The 14,376-nt window shown below is 66.0% G+C and carries 18 protein-coding genes; 8 read left to right on the top strand and 10 right to left on the bottom strand.

Annotated features, from left to right (window positions below; all coding sequences use genetic code 11):
* Window positions 1-95: 95 nt before the first annotated feature.
* Entirely contained in the window at window positions 96-530 is a 435-nt protein-coding gene (locus AC5RWX_RS00875) for an acyl-CoA thioesterase (RefSeq protein ID WP_493942331.1), read from the top strand.
* A gap of 113 nt (window positions 531-643) precedes the next feature.
* On the opposite strand, the gene AC5RWX_RS00870 is transcribed toward AC5RWX_RS00875, so the two are convergent.
* Both AC5RWX_RS00870 and rlmN read right to left on the bottom strand, forming a co-directional pair.
* Window positions 644-1,888, bottom strand: coding sequence for a metal-dependent hydrolase family protein (locus AC5RWX_RS00870; RefSeq protein ID WP_494096864.1), 1,245 nt, complete (start codon window positions 1,886-1,888; stop codon window positions 644-646).
* A 279-nt stretch (window positions 1,889-2,167) separates the two neighbouring features.
* Window positions 2,168-3,385: a dual-specificity RNA methyltransferase RlmN gene (gene rlmN, locus AC5RWX_RS00865; RefSeq protein ID WP_494096863.1), complete on the bottom strand. Its 1,218-nt coding sequence runs from the start codon at window positions 3,383-3,385 to the stop codon at window positions 2,168-2,170.
* A gap of 135 nt (window positions 3,386-3,520) precedes the next feature.
* Between rlmN and AC5RWX_RS00860 the strand changes: the two genes are divergently transcribed.
* Window positions 3,521-4,012: a pyrimidine dimer DNA glycosylase/endonuclease V gene (locus tag AC5RWX_RS00860; RefSeq protein ID WP_494096862.1), complete on the top strand. Its 492-nt coding sequence runs from the start codon at window positions 3,521-3,523 to the stop codon at window positions 4,010-4,012.
* 60 nt (window positions 4,013-4,072) lie between these two features.
* Here AC5RWX_RS00860 and AC5RWX_RS00855 read toward each other — a convergent pair whose 3' ends face one another.
* From AC5RWX_RS00855 to AC5RWX_RS00845, 3 genes are all read right to left on the bottom strand, one after another.
* A complete protein-coding gene (locus AC5RWX_RS00855; protein WP_494096861.1) occupies window positions 4,073-5,239 on the bottom strand; it encodes an aminotransferase class I/II-fold pyridoxal phosphate-dependent enzyme in 1,167 nt (388 codons plus the stop codon).
* A 64-nt stretch (window positions 5,240-5,303) separates the two neighbouring features.
* Window positions 5,304-5,726 (bottom strand): universal stress protein, encoded by a 423-nt coding sequence (locus tag AC5RWX_RS00850; RefSeq protein WP_493962695.1) that lies wholly within the window; start codon window positions 5,724-5,726, stop codon window positions 5,304-5,306.
* Between the two features lie 124 nt (window positions 5,727-5,850).
* Window positions 5,851-6,054, bottom strand: a complete 204-nt coding sequence (locus AC5RWX_RS00845; protein ID WP_493942103.1) for a hypothetical protein — start codon at window positions 6,052-6,054, stop codon at window positions 5,851-5,853.
* Between the two features lie 211 nt (window positions 6,055-6,265).
* Here AC5RWX_RS00845 and AC5RWX_RS00840 point away from each other — a divergent pair, with 211 nt between their 5' ends.
* A complete protein-coding gene (locus AC5RWX_RS00840) occupies window positions 6,266-6,721 on the top strand; it encodes a VOC family protein (protein WP_493942104.1) in 456 nt (151 codons plus the stop codon).
* Window positions 6,722-6,787: 66 nt separating this feature from the next.
* Here AC5RWX_RS00840 and AC5RWX_RS00835 read toward each other — a convergent pair whose 3' ends face one another.
* The gene (locus tag AC5RWX_RS00835; protein WP_494096860.1) at window positions 6,788-7,210 is read right to left on the bottom strand and encodes an arsenate-mycothiol transferase ArsC; all 423 of its coding nucleotides are present in this window, start codon (window positions 7,208-7,210) and stop codon (window positions 6,788-6,790) included.
* A gap of 113 nt (window positions 7,211-7,323) precedes the next feature.
* Here AC5RWX_RS00835 and AC5RWX_RS00830 point away from each other — a divergent pair, with 113 nt between their 5' ends.
* The gene (locus AC5RWX_RS00830; protein WP_494096859.1) at window positions 7,324-7,764 is read left to right on the top strand and encodes an arsenate-mycothiol transferase ArsC; all 441 of its coding nucleotides are present in this window, start codon (window positions 7,324-7,326) and stop codon (window positions 7,762-7,764) included.
* A gap of 28 nt (window positions 7,765-7,792) precedes the next feature.
* A complete protein-coding gene (gene trxB / locus AC5RWX_RS00825) occupies window positions 7,793-8,770 on the top strand; it encodes a thioredoxin-disulfide reductase (RefSeq protein ID WP_494096858.1) in 978 nt (325 codons plus the stop codon).
* Window positions 8,771-8,857: 87 nt separating this feature from the next.
* Here trxB and AC5RWX_RS00820 read toward each other — a convergent pair whose 3' ends face one another.
* Complete coding sequence (locus AC5RWX_RS00820; RefSeq protein WP_493944213.1) at window positions 8,858-10,159, bottom strand: MFS transporter; 1,302 nt, start codon at window positions 10,157-10,159, stop codon at window positions 8,858-8,860.
* 533 nt (window positions 10,160-10,692) lie between these two features.
* Between AC5RWX_RS00820 and AC5RWX_RS00815 the strand changes: the two genes are divergently transcribed.
* Window positions 10,693-11,217 (top strand): flavin reductase family protein, encoded by a 525-nt coding sequence (locus AC5RWX_RS00815; protein ID WP_494096857.1) that lies wholly within the window; start codon window positions 10,693-10,695, stop codon window positions 11,215-11,217.
* Between the two features lie 2 nt (window positions 11,218-11,219).
* Complete coding sequence (locus AC5RWX_RS00810) at window positions 11,220-11,363, top strand: hypothetical protein (RefSeq protein WP_494096856.1); 144 nt, start codon at window positions 11,220-11,222, stop codon at window positions 11,361-11,363.
* On the opposite strand, the gene AC5RWX_RS00805 is transcribed toward AC5RWX_RS00810, so the two are convergent.
* From AC5RWX_RS00805 to AC5RWX_RS00795, 3 genes are all read right to left on the bottom strand, one after another.
* On the bottom strand, window positions 11,360-11,527 hold the full coding sequence (locus AC5RWX_RS00805; protein ID WP_493942322.1) for a hypothetical protein: 168 nt from the start codon (window positions 11,525-11,527) through the stop codon (window positions 11,360-11,362). The two genes, AC5RWX_RS00810 and AC5RWX_RS00805, sit on opposite strands and share 4 nt — an antisense overlap.
* A 68-nt stretch (window positions 11,528-11,595) precedes the next feature.
* A complete protein-coding gene (locus AC5RWX_RS00800) occupies window positions 11,596-12,294 on the bottom strand; it encodes a sortase domain-containing protein (protein ID WP_494096855.1) in 699 nt (232 codons plus the stop codon).
* 26 nt (window positions 12,295-12,320) lie between these two features.
* Window positions 12,321-13,094 (bottom strand): hypothetical protein, encoded by a 774-nt coding sequence (locus tag AC5RWX_RS00795; protein WP_494096854.1) that lies wholly within the window; start codon window positions 13,092-13,094, stop codon window positions 12,321-12,323.
* A 406-nt stretch (window positions 13,095-13,500) separates the two neighbouring features.
* Between AC5RWX_RS00795 and AC5RWX_RS00790 the strand changes: the two genes are divergently transcribed.
* Window positions 13,501-14,352 carry a sugar nucleotide-binding protein gene (locus AC5RWX_RS00790; RefSeq protein WP_494096853.1) on the top strand — a complete coding sequence of 284 codons (852 nt, stop codon included), beginning with the start codon at window positions 13,501-13,503 and terminating at the stop codon, window positions 14,350-14,352.
* The last annotated feature ends 24 nt before the right edge of the window (window positions 14,353-14,376 follow it).

Below are 14,376 nucleotides of genomic sequence, written 5' to 3'. Positions count from 1 at the left end.
GCTGACGAATAGCCTGTGCTGCGGCCCAACGACTCCGAGGACGGCATCCACCTCAGGCGTGGGCCGCAACGCGCACGTCGGCTACTGTCAGTGACATGGAGAACGGCGACATCACCTTCCACACCCGCAAGTGGGTGCGGCCCGAAGACCTTAATGCCAACGGCACCTTGTTCGGCGGCAGCCTGCTGCGCTGGATCGACGAAGAGGCGGCCATCTACGCCATCGTCCAGCTCGGCAACGGCATGGCGGTGACCAAGTACATGTCGGAAATCAACTTCGTCAGCTCCGCGCAGCAGGGAGACCTGATCGAAATGGGCCTGACGGCGACGCATTTCGGTCGGACCTCGCTGACCATGCGGGCCGAAGTGCGCAACATGTTTACCCGCCAGTCCATCCTGACCATCGAGAAAATCGTGTTCGTTAACCTCGATGAGGACGGCAAGCCCGCGCCGCACGGCTATACCGAGATCACTTACAGCCGGGACCGGGTTCCCAGCCAACATCTTCACCCCTCGGCACCCCAGGATTAGCATGCGTCGCCGTGGCAACCGGCATCGGTTCCCCCATGGGATTGACCTCGTCCCACCCGGCCCGATCCAGCTTTTCGCGGGCATACTGACCAGATACAAGCGGGTGGAAACCGTCAGCGACGGCGGTTGCTGCCATCTCCGGGCCGGCGGTGGATCACGCCGGCCCGCATGACGAAGTCCACCCCTGCCGTGACGGTTATGTCCTCTAGCGGGTTACCCGGCATGGCCACGATGTCGGCGCAGGCACCGGGCTTGATCACACCGATGTCGGTCCGGCCCAGCAGTTCCGCGGCGGTGGAGGTCGCAGCACGGAGGGCACGGTGCGTGCTGATCCCGGCGTCCACCATGGCCTGGAACTCAAGGATGCCGTGGTCGAAGGGAAACATGCCGCAGTCGGTGCCGTAAGCGACTCTAACGTCGCTGGCCGCCACCAGTTTCTGTGAGTCGAGAATCTGCTGGCTGTCGCGGCTGAACTTCCAGACCGCCTGCTCCGGAAGCGTGCCGGCGCGCAGCTGCGCCAAGTCCTCCCGGGTCATCTGCATCGTCGGTACGACATACACGCCAGCCTGGGCGGCCATCCCAAGGCACTCCTCGTCAATAAGGTAGGCGTGCTCGAGGCTGCGGGCGCCGGCGCGGATCGCCTGCTTGCACGCCCCGGCCCCGCCGGTATGCACGGCGACGGGGAGTCCCAGCAGCCGTGCCGTGGAGCAGACGGCCTCCATCTCGTCGTCGAACCAGGTGGTGCGGGCGGGGTCGTCCCCGGCACTGAAGTAGCCGCCGGCGTTGGCCGTCTTGATCCAGTCGGCCCCGTAAGCATGCTCCCGCCGGACGAGCCACCGAGTCCGGTCGGTCCCGTCGGCGACGGCGGAGACCGGCAGGTTCCAGCGGGAAGCGTAGAAGCCGCTAAGGTCACCGTGGCCGGCCGTGGAACTGAGGACGTGCCCGGCGACCACCAACCGCGGACCGTGGACGACGCCGGCGGCGAGTGCGTTGCGCAGGTCCACGGTCGGAAATTCTGGGTCCATGGTGCCCAGGTCGCGCAGCGTCGTAAAGCCATAATCGAGATAGTCTCGGGCAAGGCCCAGACCGGTCAGTGCCTTGGTGGCGGTGGACGCCAGCGTCTGCCCGGCCAAGGTGGCGGCGTCCATCGTCAGGTGCACATGGGTGTCGATGAACCCCGGACTGACAGTGTGCCCGGTCAAGTCGAGCACTTCAGCACCCTCTGGGCGACTGACCGAGGGTCCCACTTCGACAATCAGGCCGTCTTCGACCAGAATCTCGGCCCTGCCGCCGAGGTCCTCGGACACGCCGTCAAAAACACCGCCGCACACCAGCACCGCCGCACCCATGAGACCCATGGTGCTCCTGCAGCAGCACCATGTCGATGCCGAGTGTTGAGTCGTGGCACGCGGGTGCCGCAGGTATCGCAGATCCGTCGGCCGGGCTTCCGCAGACCGGCAGAAAGCCGCGTCGCCGGGATGCCCCAAGGGGATCTCGCAGGCCGGACCCTTCCCGGCGCCCTTTACCTGCCGCGCAGCCGACCGATTTCCACCCGGGTCTCCACGCGCTCGCTGGCGCTCGCTTGGTCGACCACCGGTAGGCGCTCGCTTGGTCGACCACCGCTGGGACGCCGGAGGTTACTCCGCTGCCGCGAGCTGGCCGCAGGCGCCGTCGATCTCCTTGCCGCGGGTGTCGCGCAGCGTGGTGGGGATGCCGGCGTCGTTCAACCGCGCCACGAACTCGCGGGTAACGGCCGGATCGGACGAGGTCCAGATGGAACCAGGCGTCGGGTTCAGCGGGATCGGGTTGACGTGCACCCAGCCGCGGCCGCGCTTATTGAGCTTCTTGGCCAACAGGTCGGCCCGCCAGGCGTGGTCGTTCATGTCCTTGATCAGCGCGTACTCGATGGACACGCGGCGGCCGGTCTGCTGGTAGTAGCCGTACGCGGCGTCGAGGGCCTCGTCCACCTTCCAGCGGGAATTCACCGGGATCAGCTCGTCGCGCAGCTCGTCGTCGGGGGCGTGCAGGCTGAGCGCGAAGGTGAAGGGGAGGTTCTCATCCGCGAGCTTTTTGATCGCCGGGACCAGGCCGACGGTGGAGACAGTGATGCCGCGGGCGCTCATGCCCAGGCCCTCGGGCGCCTCGTACACCATCCGGTGCACGGCGTTCATCACGCGCTTGTAGTTGGCCAGCGGCTCGCCCATGCCCATGAACACGATGTTGGTGACGCGCTCGGCGTCGTGCCCGGCGTCCTTGCGCTTGCCGCCCAGACCGCCCTCGGCGATCACGCGGTTGGCCTGGACAATCTGGTCCAAAATCTCCGCGGTGGACATGTTGCGGGTCAGACCTGCCTGGCCGGTGGCACAGAACGGGCAGTTCATGCCGCAACCGCACTGGCTGGAAACGCAGAGCGTGATCCGGCCGGGGTAGCGCATCAGCACCGACTCGACCAGCGAGCCGTCGAAGAGCCGCCAGAGGAACTTGATCGTGTCGCCGTTGTCCGTCTTCAGCCGCTTGACCTCGGTCAGCAGGGTGGGGAAGAAGGTCTCAACCAACTCCGCACGGCGCTCCTTGGGCAGGTCGCTCATCCGCTCGGGATCGGTGGTGTAGTGCTGGAAGTAGTGCGTGGAGAGCTGCTTGGCGCGGAACGCCGGCAGCCCCAGCTCTTTCATCTTGTCCTGCCGCTCGGCCAGGGTCATGTCCGCCAGATGTACCGGCGGCTGCTTGACCCGCGGCGACTTGAACTGCAGCAGCGGCCGGCCCTCGGTGGTGACGGCTTGGTCCCAGCCCTCGGCGGCGGGGCGCACCTGGGGCCGGTCGGAAGTTTTTTGGGGGGAAGAAATCTGCGAAGACATTGCCATCCATTGTCGCACAGACAGGATATAGTTCTCCCTTCGTTCCGGAATGGGCGTTCACGGCCACCGCAACCGCAGCCTGTCCCCCGCTCCGCAGCGGTCCGCCCGGGAGCCCGGTGTGCCTATTCTGGATCAATGCGTATTTGGAGCCTGCACCCCCGGCTGCTCGACCGCACAGGCCTGGTGGCCTGCTGGCGGGAGACCTTGCTGGCCCAGAAAGTGCTCGCCGGCGAAACCAAGGGCTACCGGAACCACCCGCAGCTGCAGCGCTTCCGTGCCACCGCGGACCCAATGGCTGCCATCGGCGCCTACCTCTGCGGCGTGGAAGCCGAGGCGCTGATCCGCGGCTACACGTTCAATTCAGGCCTGATCCGGGTGCAGCCCGAGCTGGTCGCGGGGTGTGCGCCGGGCACGTTAGCCCCTCCCCTGCCGGTCACCACGGGACAGCTCCGCTACGAATTCGAGCACCTGATGGCCAAGCTAGCCATACGGGATCCGGCACACGCGCTGGTCTTGACCGGCGGAACGGAACCCAGAATCACCAACGATCCGATGTACATCCCGGAGCCACATCCCCTGTTCACCGTGGTCGACGGACCAATGGAGGCCTGGGAGCGGGCCGCCTGACTTTCGGGCCGCCTGACTTTCCGGCGGCCTGACTTTCCGGCGGTCAGCCTTATCGGGTGGTCAGCCCTTGGGCGCGCGGTTCGCCTGGAACCGGATGATCCGCTCCACGGCTGCGGCCACGGCTTCCGCACCGGCGGCGAAGGACAGTCGGACGGATCGGGTGCCGTTGACGGCGTCGAAATCGGCGCCCGGCACCAGTGCCACGCCCTCTTCCTCCAGCAGCGCCCGGCAGTAGCCGGCCGAATCCGCGAAGCCTCGCAGCTGGTCCCCGAGGTCGGCGTACAGATAGAACGCGCCGTCGGCCGGTGCCGCCGTGCCCCACTGCAGCCGGTCCAAGTTCTGCAGCAGCACTGTGCGTACCTCGGCGAAGGCGTCCACCGCAGCATCAGCCTGCTCGTAGGACTCCTCGCTGAACGCCGCCAGCGCCGCCAGCTGGGCCGGCGACGGCGGGCACAGCGCCACATTGCCGGCGAGCGCTTCGATGGCCGGGGCGAGGTCGGCGGGCATCAGCGCCCAGCCCAGCCGCCACCCCGTCATGCCCCAGTACTTGGAAAAGGAGGAAATAACGACGCCGGTGCGATCCAGTTCCCAGGCGCAGGTTCCGCGGGCGTCGGGTACCGCGGGGTCGGCCGGATAGGTGATGCCGTGATAGATCTCGTCGCTGACCAGCCGGACGCTATGATCGGCGCACCAGGCGGTGAGGGCAGCCAGTTCGCTGCGCGACACCATGGTGCCCGTGGGGTTGGCGGGCGAGGCCAGAACCAGTCCCGCCAGCGGCCCGTGGGCGGCAGCCGCGGCATCCAGCAGTTCCGGCGTCGGCTGGTAACGGACCTCCGGCCCGCAGTCGATCTCGACTACCTCGCAGCCGAGTGCGCGCAGGATGTTGCGGTAAGCCGGATAACCGGGCCGTGCCAGCGCCACCCGGTCCCCGTGGTTGAACGCGCTCAGGAACGCCAGCAGGAACCCGCCGGATGACCCTGTGGTCACGGCCACTTCCTCGGGCGCCACGTCCAGTCCGTACCAGCGCCTATAGTGCCCGGCGATTGCCGTCCGCAGCTCGCGGATGCCCAGCGCACTGGTGTAGGTCAGCGCCTGGCCGGAGGCATGGATCTGGGCGGCCTGCTGCGATACGGCGGGCGGTGCCCCGCCCGAGGGCTCGCCGGCGCACAGCGAAATCACGTCCCGGCCCGCTGCGCGCATCTGTGCCACCCGGTCCAGGATGTTCATCACCTGAAACGGCGGAACTTGTGCCCGGCCGGAAACCTGCAGTCCACTCACGTCCCGGCGCCGGCTACGCGGTCTTGGCGATGTACACGTCGCAGGCTGCCTTGTGCGTGACCGAGCTGGCCACGCTGCCGAGCACCCGGCCCAGCCCCTGCATGCCGACGTTGCCGACCACGATCAGGCGGGCGTTGACCCGTTCGGCCTCTGCCACCAGCGCGTCCTGGGGCTTGCCGTGCACGGCGGTGAAACTGGTCCGCAGCCCTTCCGCGCCCAGCTCCGTGGCGACGTCGCGGGCAACCTTTTCGGCCTTTTCCGACTCGTGGATGAACCACTTGTCGTTGCCGATCTCCACCACTTCGGTCGTATCGGATTCGTGGGCAGTGACCACCCGGAGCTCGGCGCCCATGGACGCGGCGAGCTGCGCCGCCGTGCGCGCCGCCTTCATGGCGGTTTCGCTGCCGTCTACTCCTACGATGATGATTCCGGCCATCGGGCCACCCCTTCGCGCGCGTTGTCGAGCGGCCACACGTGGGCCGTTTCACACCAACTTACCCGGCCCAGGGCCGATCCGCCGGAAGCCGTGAACCGCCGTCGTCGTTCATCGGTTGTGGTTGTCAGTCAACGAACTCCGACTGGGTTTCGATGAACTCCCAGTCTTCTTCCGGCAGCGTGGCATCCTTCAGGTCCGGACCGCCGGCCTCGTAGACCGCCGCGGCCGCATCTGGATCCACGATGTCGGCGCGCAGGTTCTCCCGGAACCACTGCTTGTGCCCCGTCGGCAGCTTCAGCCACCACTGTTCAATCCGCAATTCCGCCATTCTCACGCATCCCTCTGCTCGCCGGTACTTCCACCGTAGGTCGGCCGGGCGCGGCGGACAAGGGACGGCAGCCCCGAGGGCTGTCGGGCGGCACCGCTGCAGCTACCTTCACCGATAGCCATTGGCGGAAACCGGCCGGAATGCCAAGGTGGACAGCGTCCGCAAACACTCGCCCGCCGGACCGGCGGCCATTTTTAGAGAAGGACCACCCATGGAACGCATGGTTTTCATCAACCTTCCCGTGAGCGATCTGAAAAGGTCCACCGAGTTCTACAAGGGACTGGGCTACACGCTGAATCCTGACTTTTCCTCCCCGGATGCCTCCTCACTGGTCATCTCCGACACCATCATGGTGATGCTGCTGACGCAGGAGTTCTTCGGCAAGTTCCTCCGCAACGGCACCCCGCACCTGGGCTCGGATGCCAAGGAGGTACTGGTAGCGCTCAGCGCCGAATCGACGGAGGAAGTGGACCGGTTTCTGGCCAACGCGCAGTCCGGCGGCGGCACCGTCTACCGGCCGGCGGAAGAGGAGGTGCCAGGGATGTACGGGGCAGCCATCGCGGATCCGGATGGCCACGTCTGGGAGATCATGCACATGTCGCCGGAGGCGTTGCAGGGTAGCGCGCAGGAGAACGCGGCCGGAACAGACGCCGGGGCCGGCATCTAGTTCCGCCGCCGCAGACCGGGTTACTAGTCGGGCACCGGCACTTCCGGCGTGCCCAGGCGCCGCGGGCTAGGCGCCGGTCAGTTCCTGATGCAACGCACCCACCTTGGCGGCAATCTGGTCGCGGACCAGGCGCATCCGCTCCTCGCCGTGGATCCCGCGCAGGCTCGGTTCGTCGATTTCCCACCGCTCGTAACGGGTGCCGGGGAGTTCCTCCAGCTGCGCGTTGCTGCCCAGGATGACCACGACGTCGGCGCTTTGCTGCGCTTGTTCGGTCACCGCCGTCGGGACTTGGCTGGAGATGTCGATGCCCAGTTCCGCCAGCGAGGCGGCGGACTCCGGGTTGACCTTGTCGCCTGGCTTGGTGCCGCAGGAGTTCACTTCCACCGCGCCGGCCGCGGCCGCTTCCATCAGTCCGGCGGCCATCGGCGATTTTCCGCTGTTGCTGGAGCAGACGAACAGGACGCTGGGCTTCTCGGCTTTGTACTTCATGCCTGCCATTATCGCTGGCGGACCCTATGGGTCTGCCCGAACTTCTGGCACAGTGAAGAAAGCAGCCGGCACCGGCAGCGGTGGCCGGGAGCCGATCGACGCGAGGGGCCGCCATGACTGCCGCAACAACGGGCGCCGTCCGTCCCACTGTCCTGTTCGTGGGCGTGCGCGACGCCGGCCGCTCCCAAATGGCCGCCGCCTATCTGACCCAACTCGCCGACGGTGCGCTCAACGCCCGCTCGGCCGGAATCCGGCCCGCCGCCAGATTGGACGCCGCGGTGGTTGACGCCATGGCGGAGGACGGCATCGACCTGTCCGCGGCGCAACCGGAGGAAGTGACGGTCGGGTCCATCAACAGCGCGCAGATGGTGGTGACCTTGGGCTCCGGCAGCGAATGCCCGGTGATTCCCGGCCGCCGCTACGAAGACTGGGACGTGGACGACCCCGCCGGCCGTGACCCCGACGGTGTCCGCACGGTCCGCGACGACATCAAGCACCGGGTGCAGCAATTGATGTCCGAGCTGCAGCCGGCCCTGCATCCGGACATCCAGTAGAACCTTGCCCGTGCCAGAGGAGCGCAGCATGAAAACCGAGAAGGTCATCATTGTCGGTTCCGGCCCGGCCGGTTACACCGCGGCCATCTACGCCGCGCGGGCCGGCCTGGCGCCAAGGGTCCTGGCCGGCTCAGTTACCGCCGGCGGCGCGCTGATGAACACCACGGAGGTGGAGAACTTCCCAGGCTTCCCCGATGGCGTGCAGGGACCGGGCCTGATGGATCTGCTCCAGAAGCAGGCGGAGAAATTCGGCGCCACTGTGGAGTACGACGACGTTGCCTCCGTTGAGCTCTCAGGCCACCTGAAGAGCGTGACGACCATGGGCGGTGACGAGTACCAGGCGCCATCGGTCATCCTGGCCACCGGCTCGGCCTATAAGGAACTCGGGCTGCCAGACGAGAAACGGCTGTCCGGGCACGGGGTGTCATGGTGCGCCACCTGCGACGGCTTCTTTTTCCGCGAGCAGGACATCATCGTGGTCGGCGGCGGCGATTCGGCGATGGAGGAAGCGCTCTTCCTGACGCGCTTCGGAAAGTCGGTCACCGTCGTCGTCCGCCGGGACACGCTCCGCGCCTCCAAGATCATGGCCCAACGCGCCAAAGACAACCCCAAGATCCGCTTCGAGTGGAACAGCACCATCACCGCGATCCACGGCGACACCAAAGTCACCGGCGTCACGCTGGCCGATACCGTATCCGGTGCCACCCGTGACCTGCCCGCCGCGGGCCTGTTTGTGGCGATCGGGCACCTGCCGCGCACCGAACTGGTCAAGGGACAAGTGGAGCTAGACGACGCCGGCTACATCAAGGTGGACTCGCCCACCACCGTCACCAACATCCGCGGCGTTTTTGCCTGCGGCGATGCGGTGGACCACCGCTACCGGCAGGCCATCACCGCCGCGGGCACCGGCTGCTCCGCCGCGTTGGACGCCGAACGGTATCTGGCCGCGCTCGAAGATTCGGACAGCATCGCCACAGCGATAGTGGAAGACGAAACGCACGGTTAGTGCCCAGCGCCAGGTCTTCGATCCGCCGCGTGCTGCCCGGCGTTCTCCGCCCTGCCACCGACTTATGCCCCGGGAGGCATGTACGGTCTACGGCGTTCCCGGCACCTCTGCCGACCGCGTGTAGGTCGCCGAGATCCGGCGGTACACCGGAGTCAGGAACGCCAGCAGTGCGGCCACAATCATGATGATCCCGGCCGCCAAGAAGACCAGGGCGATGCCCCGAGACGTGCCCTCGCCCAGCAGCGGGGCCAGCCGGGCGGCGCCCTCCTCCGACCGTGCGTACGGGATGATCCACACCTGCGCGATCGGCGCAATCAGGAACGCGGTGATCGGCGCTGCCGCCGACTCAAAGGCCATGGCGAAACCGAACACCCGTCCCTGCCGCTGCAGCGGGACCACTTGCTGGATGACCGTCTGCTCGGCGGCCTCCACAAAGGGCACCAGGACCAGGTAGAGCCAGATCCCGGCGATGTACAGCCACGCCCACTCGCGCAACGTGAACACCGCGCCGAGGGCACCCATCACGATCACCGCGATCAGCATGGTGCGCAGAGGGTTGCGCCCCAGCCCGAACTTGCTGATAAGCCAGCCGCCCACGATGAATCCGGTGGCGCCGAGCGCGAAGTACGTCCCCCATAGCTCCACGGGGAACATCTCCAGACCGTAGGGATCCATCAGCGCCATGTAGACGCCGCCGATGAAGTTGTTGAAGGTGGAAAACACGATCAACGCGAACAGACCGGTGATGGCCAGCACCGCCGCGATGGAGCCGCGCAGGTCGAATCCCCCGTGTGCGTCCGTGGCGGCTGCGCGCACCTCCTCCGGCATGCGCAGCGTGAGCAGGTGCGCAAAAGCCAGTGCTGTGAGCGCTAGGGCGACGACGATGGTCCCGCCCATGCCGAGCAGCCCCACCGACAGGCCCGAGAGCACCGAGGTGACGATGAACATTAGTCCCTGCACCATGCCTACCAACCCGTTGGCATTGGCCCGCCGGTCCGGCTCGATCAGGATAGTCACCGTGGTGGACAAGGCGATGTTGCGCATGTTTTCCACCACCGCGCCGGCCAGGATGATCAGGGTGAAGACCCAGAACCATGGCCGGGTCAGGTCCAGCAGCGACGCCGCGGGCGTCAGCAGGAACATGACCCCGGCCAGCAGGAACATCACCAGCGTGAATCCGGCGGCGAAGCGCATCACTGCCAGCTTGCGGTAGCGGTCCACGAAGGTGCCGAAGCTGACGCTGGAAAGCGCTATCAACAGCATGTACGCCCCGCCGATCACCCCGGTGGCGATCACGTTGCGCGTCTGCAGGTATACCCAAAACGTCAGGGCGAACCACAAGTAACTAGTGGTGATGTTGGCTAACGCCGTGTTAACCAGAATGCCCATGAACGTGCGGTACCGCTGCGCAGGGTTGCGCAAGCTCGTGTCGACTGCTTCCGGATCGGCCAGACTTGAGCCTTGGCCATCCGCTTCCGGTGCGTTAGCAACAGCCGCGTCCGCGTGCAAACCAGTTCCGCTTCCGTCAACCGGAGCAGCGTCGGACCCTTCCGGTTCCTGCTCGGCCATGCGTCCCAGTGTAGTGAGATCGCGCGTGCGACACACGGGTCCGCCGACCGGGAAGTATCCGCAAAGGTAGCCATAACGGCCCAGCTAGCCGGGCCTGTACCCCCCACGGTATTCGGCCCGTTCATCGACGCTGCCGGGACAGCACTTGCGGCCCCGAACGCACCGTGCATGGGCCGCGACCAATCCGACACGGGGGCTGGCATCAGGGAGCTGTGAAAGCACGCTGCAGCGAATCGCGGTGGGCGGCGTCGTCAACAAGCGGTCTCTGGTGGGGCGTGTCCCGCGGTCCTAGCATGGGCGGTAGTGCTTTCGAGCGTAGGTCCCGACGCAGGAGAGGAGCCAGGATGGGTCCCATGCGGCCGGGCGCTCAGCCTCCAGGCCTCTCCGACGCATTCCGCGCCGCGTTCTCCGCCCATCCCGCAGGAGTAGCGATCGTCACCGCCTCGGGACCGAACGGGCCGGCAGGAATTACCGCGTCTTCGGTGATTTCGGTGTCTGCGGAGCCTCCAGTGCTCGCGGTGTCCATCGCCCGCGGCTCGGAATCCGGAGCCGCCCTGCTGGCGGCTGAGACGCTTGCCGTTCACCTGCTCACAACCGCCAATCGTCGGCTTGCGGAACTTTTTGCACGGCCCGGCTCGCACCGCTTCGGGTTCGACATGGACTGGTACAACGCGCCGACTGGCGAGCCGATCATCCGCGGAGTCGGCGCAGTGCTCCGGTGCAAGTCACTAGACCAGATGCCCGCCGGAACCGGTGTTGTTCTGGCCGCTCAAGTTCTTCAGGTGCTCGACGGCGGATCCTTCGCCCCGGCGCTGGTATACCAGCGCCGGATTTATTATGCCCTGAACGCTTGGTCGGCCATGCACCCACGGAGCTGATTTTGTCTAGCGGCAACAGCGTCAAGGATCCGCCCTTCGCTTTTCAAGGAACGCTCGTACTCCCGGACCTCCTGCTGGTGAACCGCGCGGAGACCGTTACCGCCGTCGGAATGGCCGCCGGAACCGCGGTTCCCGTGCGCCTCTAGTTGTTTCCGGATTCGTCTTCTGTCGCGTCCGAGGCCTCGTCCTCGTCAATGGCGTTGCTGATGAGGTCCATTCGATCTGCCGGTGTCAGTCCCTCGTCCTGCTGGATGTCCTTGATGTCATCGCTGTCGATGCTTTCTTCAGGGGTCTGGGGGTTGTCTGTCACTGTTGACTCCTTGCCGCATGATGTCTCGTAGCTTGTCTGGCGAAATTCCCGATGCCGGTTCGCGCGCGTCACCCCTTCTCCCCGGCGCCTGCGGCGTCAACGGCGAGTTTTCCGTAGGCAACAAGGTTGTCTTCGAACCTGCCGTTCTGCCCGTTATACCCATCGCAGGTGATGAGCCGGATCTCCGACCGCTTGGTATTCCCATACACCTGCAGGGCAGGGAAGCTGTCTTTCGCATAGCGTTTGATGGCCGTCAGCCGGAAGACGGCAGTCGTTCCATCGTCACGCTCGATTCTGACTTCGTCGCCGGGCACCAGTTCATGCAGCCTGGCGAAGACGCCCGGGCCGCCGCCCAGAGCGTTGACATGCCCAAGCAGGATTGACGGCCCCCTTTCCCCCGGTGTCGGCGATTTGACGTACCACCCTGCGGGGGAGCCCGGCTCTCCCGGCGGCACCTCCAAGGTGTGATCCTCCCGCTGGGCCAGACCAATGATGTCGCTGCGAAGACCAATCCGGGGAATGCTCAACGCTGAAGGTTTGGCCTTCTCCAAAACGGGTGACCTGCCGCCGATAGGCGTTTTGGCTGTGGCTGCGCGATGGTCAACCTGTTGGGGGCTGTGCCCCGGTTCGTGTCCTTGGCGCGGGCCGGGAGCCTGCTCGACGGCGGCGCTCGACGGCGCGGCGGGTGTGGCCGCCCGCACATCGGAGGGGGCAGCGCAGGCCGCATTCAGGGCCAGGACAAGGGCAAGCCCGGCGAATAAGGGCACCCCTGTCCTGGACGTCCTCACGCCGATCAACCCTTGGAAGCAGAGCGCCGGCTGACGGCGGCCGCCGCCGTGCCCGCGACCAGCAGAACTCCGAGACCTGCGACGAGGGGTATTGCGTTTTCACCTGTTTGCGCAGGGGTTTCGATGCCCGTGTCAGGGGCTTGGCCAGGCATCGGCCCGGCTATCTGGGAAGCAACCAGAGTTCCGCAAGCTGCCGGGAGTGTGGCGGCCAGCGGCAACCCCGGGGCTTCAGGACTCATTTCATTCTGGGCAGCCGCAGGGAGCTTGTTCGGGTCTACGCCGTGGACTTCCACCGTTGCGGTTCCCGCCTGGATCGCCTGTATTGTTGCCGCATCCAGGGTCAAGGTCCGTTCATAGGTGTAGGCGCCGCCGCCGGGGAAGCGGTCGGTTGCCACCATTGAAGCCGGACTGGTGTCCCCTTGGACGGTCAGCGAGGTACTGACGGCACCGGCAAAAGGCTCACCCTCGGGCGAACTGACAACGCCGTCGCCGTTGGCGTCTGCGGCCGGGCCTGGGCATACTCCTTGACCGCCGATGTGAATATGCTGGCCGTGCGGGAACGGCGCGTTCATCCAGATTTCCGCGGCGCCCGAGACGTTCATGCTGACCGTTGCCTGCTGCCCATGTATCTCGATCATGGCTTGTCCGGCTGTCCCGCTGTTGTTGGCAGGTGCGAGGTTTGCCTGCCACACGCCGTCCTGGGCTGCGGCCGGCCCGGCCGCGAGAGCCAGCGCGCCTAAGGCGACAGCAGGGGCTATGAGAAGAGTCTGCGGCTTCATGATGTTGACCTCTCAGAAATAATAAGGTTACTTACGGTGTCTACCGTGCGTGACACCCTATTGCACCGCCGGCAATCTTGAAAAGGCTTTTCTCGGAGGAATTGCCAACTCCCGGCCTGAAAAGGGGCCACTTCTTCGCGCCACGTTGACTGCGCGTCCAGGTGTGCGGCAACTGCATCGCTGTACGCGGGTACTCGACGTCGAGCGGTTCCATGAGGCCGCATTGGAGGCGACCCCTCCTCTCGCCCAAAAAGCTGGACCTTTATGGCAGGTTGAACTGCTGTGGCCTGCGAGGGAATACTCCTAGATGGCCCGAAGGAACCATTGGGTCCTTCGGATGCCGCGAGCGGAGGAGTCTGGATTGCCGAACATGCCCGACAAATACGGAACAGCGCAAGAAGCGCCTGTGCGGATCCTGCTCGCCGGCTGCGGCAAGGTCGGCACACGCCTGGGCGAGCGCCTGGCACATGCCGGGTCGGAGGTATTCGCGCTCCGCCGCTCCACGGCAGCCCTTCCTGCCGCTTTCTCTGCCCTGGCTATTGACCTCCGGGAACCTCTCCGGCGTGAATTGCCGAGAGTGGACGCGATGGTGATCACCCTCACTCCCGATATTCAAGCGGCTTCGGATGGATCGGAAGGTTACCTCGCCGCAATCAGGAACCTCGCCGCAGCACTGCCGGCTAAGCCGCAACGAGTTGTCTTCGTCTCCTCCACCCGGGTCTTCGAAGGGAGAACGGACGAGCGGCCGCTGACGGAAGCGGATGCACCTGCCCCGGTGACTCCGCGGGGCAGGACGCTTCGTGACGGGGAGCTGCTCGCCTCTGAGCTCTTCGACGCCCATATTGTCAGGCCGGCAGGGATTTACGGTCCGGGGCGGGAGATGCTTCTGAGGAAAGTCATCGAGGGCGCCCCGGTCCAGTACGCGAAGCGCACAAACCGCATCCATGAGACCGATCTGGTCCGCACCCTGCAAACACTGCTGTTTGTAGGGAATCCGCCATCCATCCTGCACGCCGTCGACCAGGCTCCCGCCACCCTGGGCGAGGTCGTCACATACATCGCGCACCGGTTGGGACTCCAACCACCCCCGCGGATTGAGCCCGAGGCGGCCAGCGGAACCGTCCTCAGCGGCGCGCTGCTCCTCTCACTGCTTGGAACCCTGCAGTACCCAACGTTCCAAGCAGGGTACGACCACGTTATTGCCACCAGCGACAAACAGACATCCATCAATCCCGGCGGAGGACACATCAGCTCATGATGCCCTGCGCCCTTGTGGGCGGAG

Source organism: Arthrobacter sp. SPT-J7 (assembly GCF_059089965.1).
The sequence above is the reverse complement of the archived record's forward strand: the minus strand, read 5'-3'. Positions and strand labels throughout refer to the sequence as shown.

Coding starts and splice junctions, on each gene's coding strand:
- AC5RWX_RS00860 (WP_494096862.1), top strand. CDS start 3,521: ATGCGTATTTGGAGCCTGCACCCCCGGCTGCTCGACCGCACAGGCCTG.
- AC5RWX_RS00855 (WP_494096861.1), bottom strand. CDS start 5,239: ATGAACATCCTGGACCGGGTGGCACAGATGCGCGCAGCGGGCCGGGAC.
- AC5RWX_RS00815 (WP_494096857.1), top strand. CDS start 10,693: ATGCGGCCGGGCGCTCAGCCTCCAGGCCTCTCCGACGCATTCCGCGCC.
- AC5RWX_RS00870 (WP_494096864.1), bottom strand. CDS start 1,888: ATGGGTCTCATGGGTGCGGCGGTGCTGGTGTGCGGCGGTGTTTTTGAC.
- rlmN (WP_494096863.1), bottom strand. CDS start 3,385: ATGTCTTCGCAGATTTCTTCCCCCCAAAAAACTTCCGACCGGCCCCAG.
- AC5RWX_RS00835 (WP_494096860.1), bottom strand. CDS start 7,210: ATGAAGTACAAAGCCGAGAAGCCCAGCGTCCTGTTCGTCTGCTCCAGC.
- AC5RWX_RS00795 (WP_494096854.1), bottom strand. CDS start 13,094: ATGAAGCCGCAGACTCTTCTCATAGCCCCTGCTGTCGCCTTAGGCGCG.
- AC5RWX_RS00820 (WP_493944213.1), bottom strand. CDS start 10,159: ATGGGCATTCTGGTTAACACGGCGTTAGCCAACATCACCACTAGTTAC.
- AC5RWX_RS00875 (WP_493942331.1), top strand. CDS start 96: ATGGAGAACGGCGACATCACCTTCCACACCCGCAAGTGGGTGCGGCCC.
- AC5RWX_RS00840 (WP_493942104.1), top strand. CDS start 6,266: ATGGAACGCATGGTTTTCATCAACCTTCCCGTGAGCGATCTGAAAAGG.
- AC5RWX_RS00850 (WP_493962695.1), bottom strand. CDS start 5,726: ATGGCCGGAATCATCATCGTAGGAGTAGACGGCAGCGAAACCGCCATG.
- trxB (WP_494096858.1), top strand. CDS start 7,793: ATGAAAACCGAGAAGGTCATCATTGTCGGTTCCGGCCCGGCCGGTTAC.
- AC5RWX_RS00845 (WP_493942103.1), bottom strand. CDS start 6,054: ATGGCGGAATTGCGGATTGAACAGTGGTGGCTGAAGCTGCCGACGGGG.
- AC5RWX_RS00830 (WP_494096859.1), top strand. CDS start 7,324: ATGACTGCCGCAACAACGGGCGCCGTCCGTCCCACTGTCCTGTTCGTG.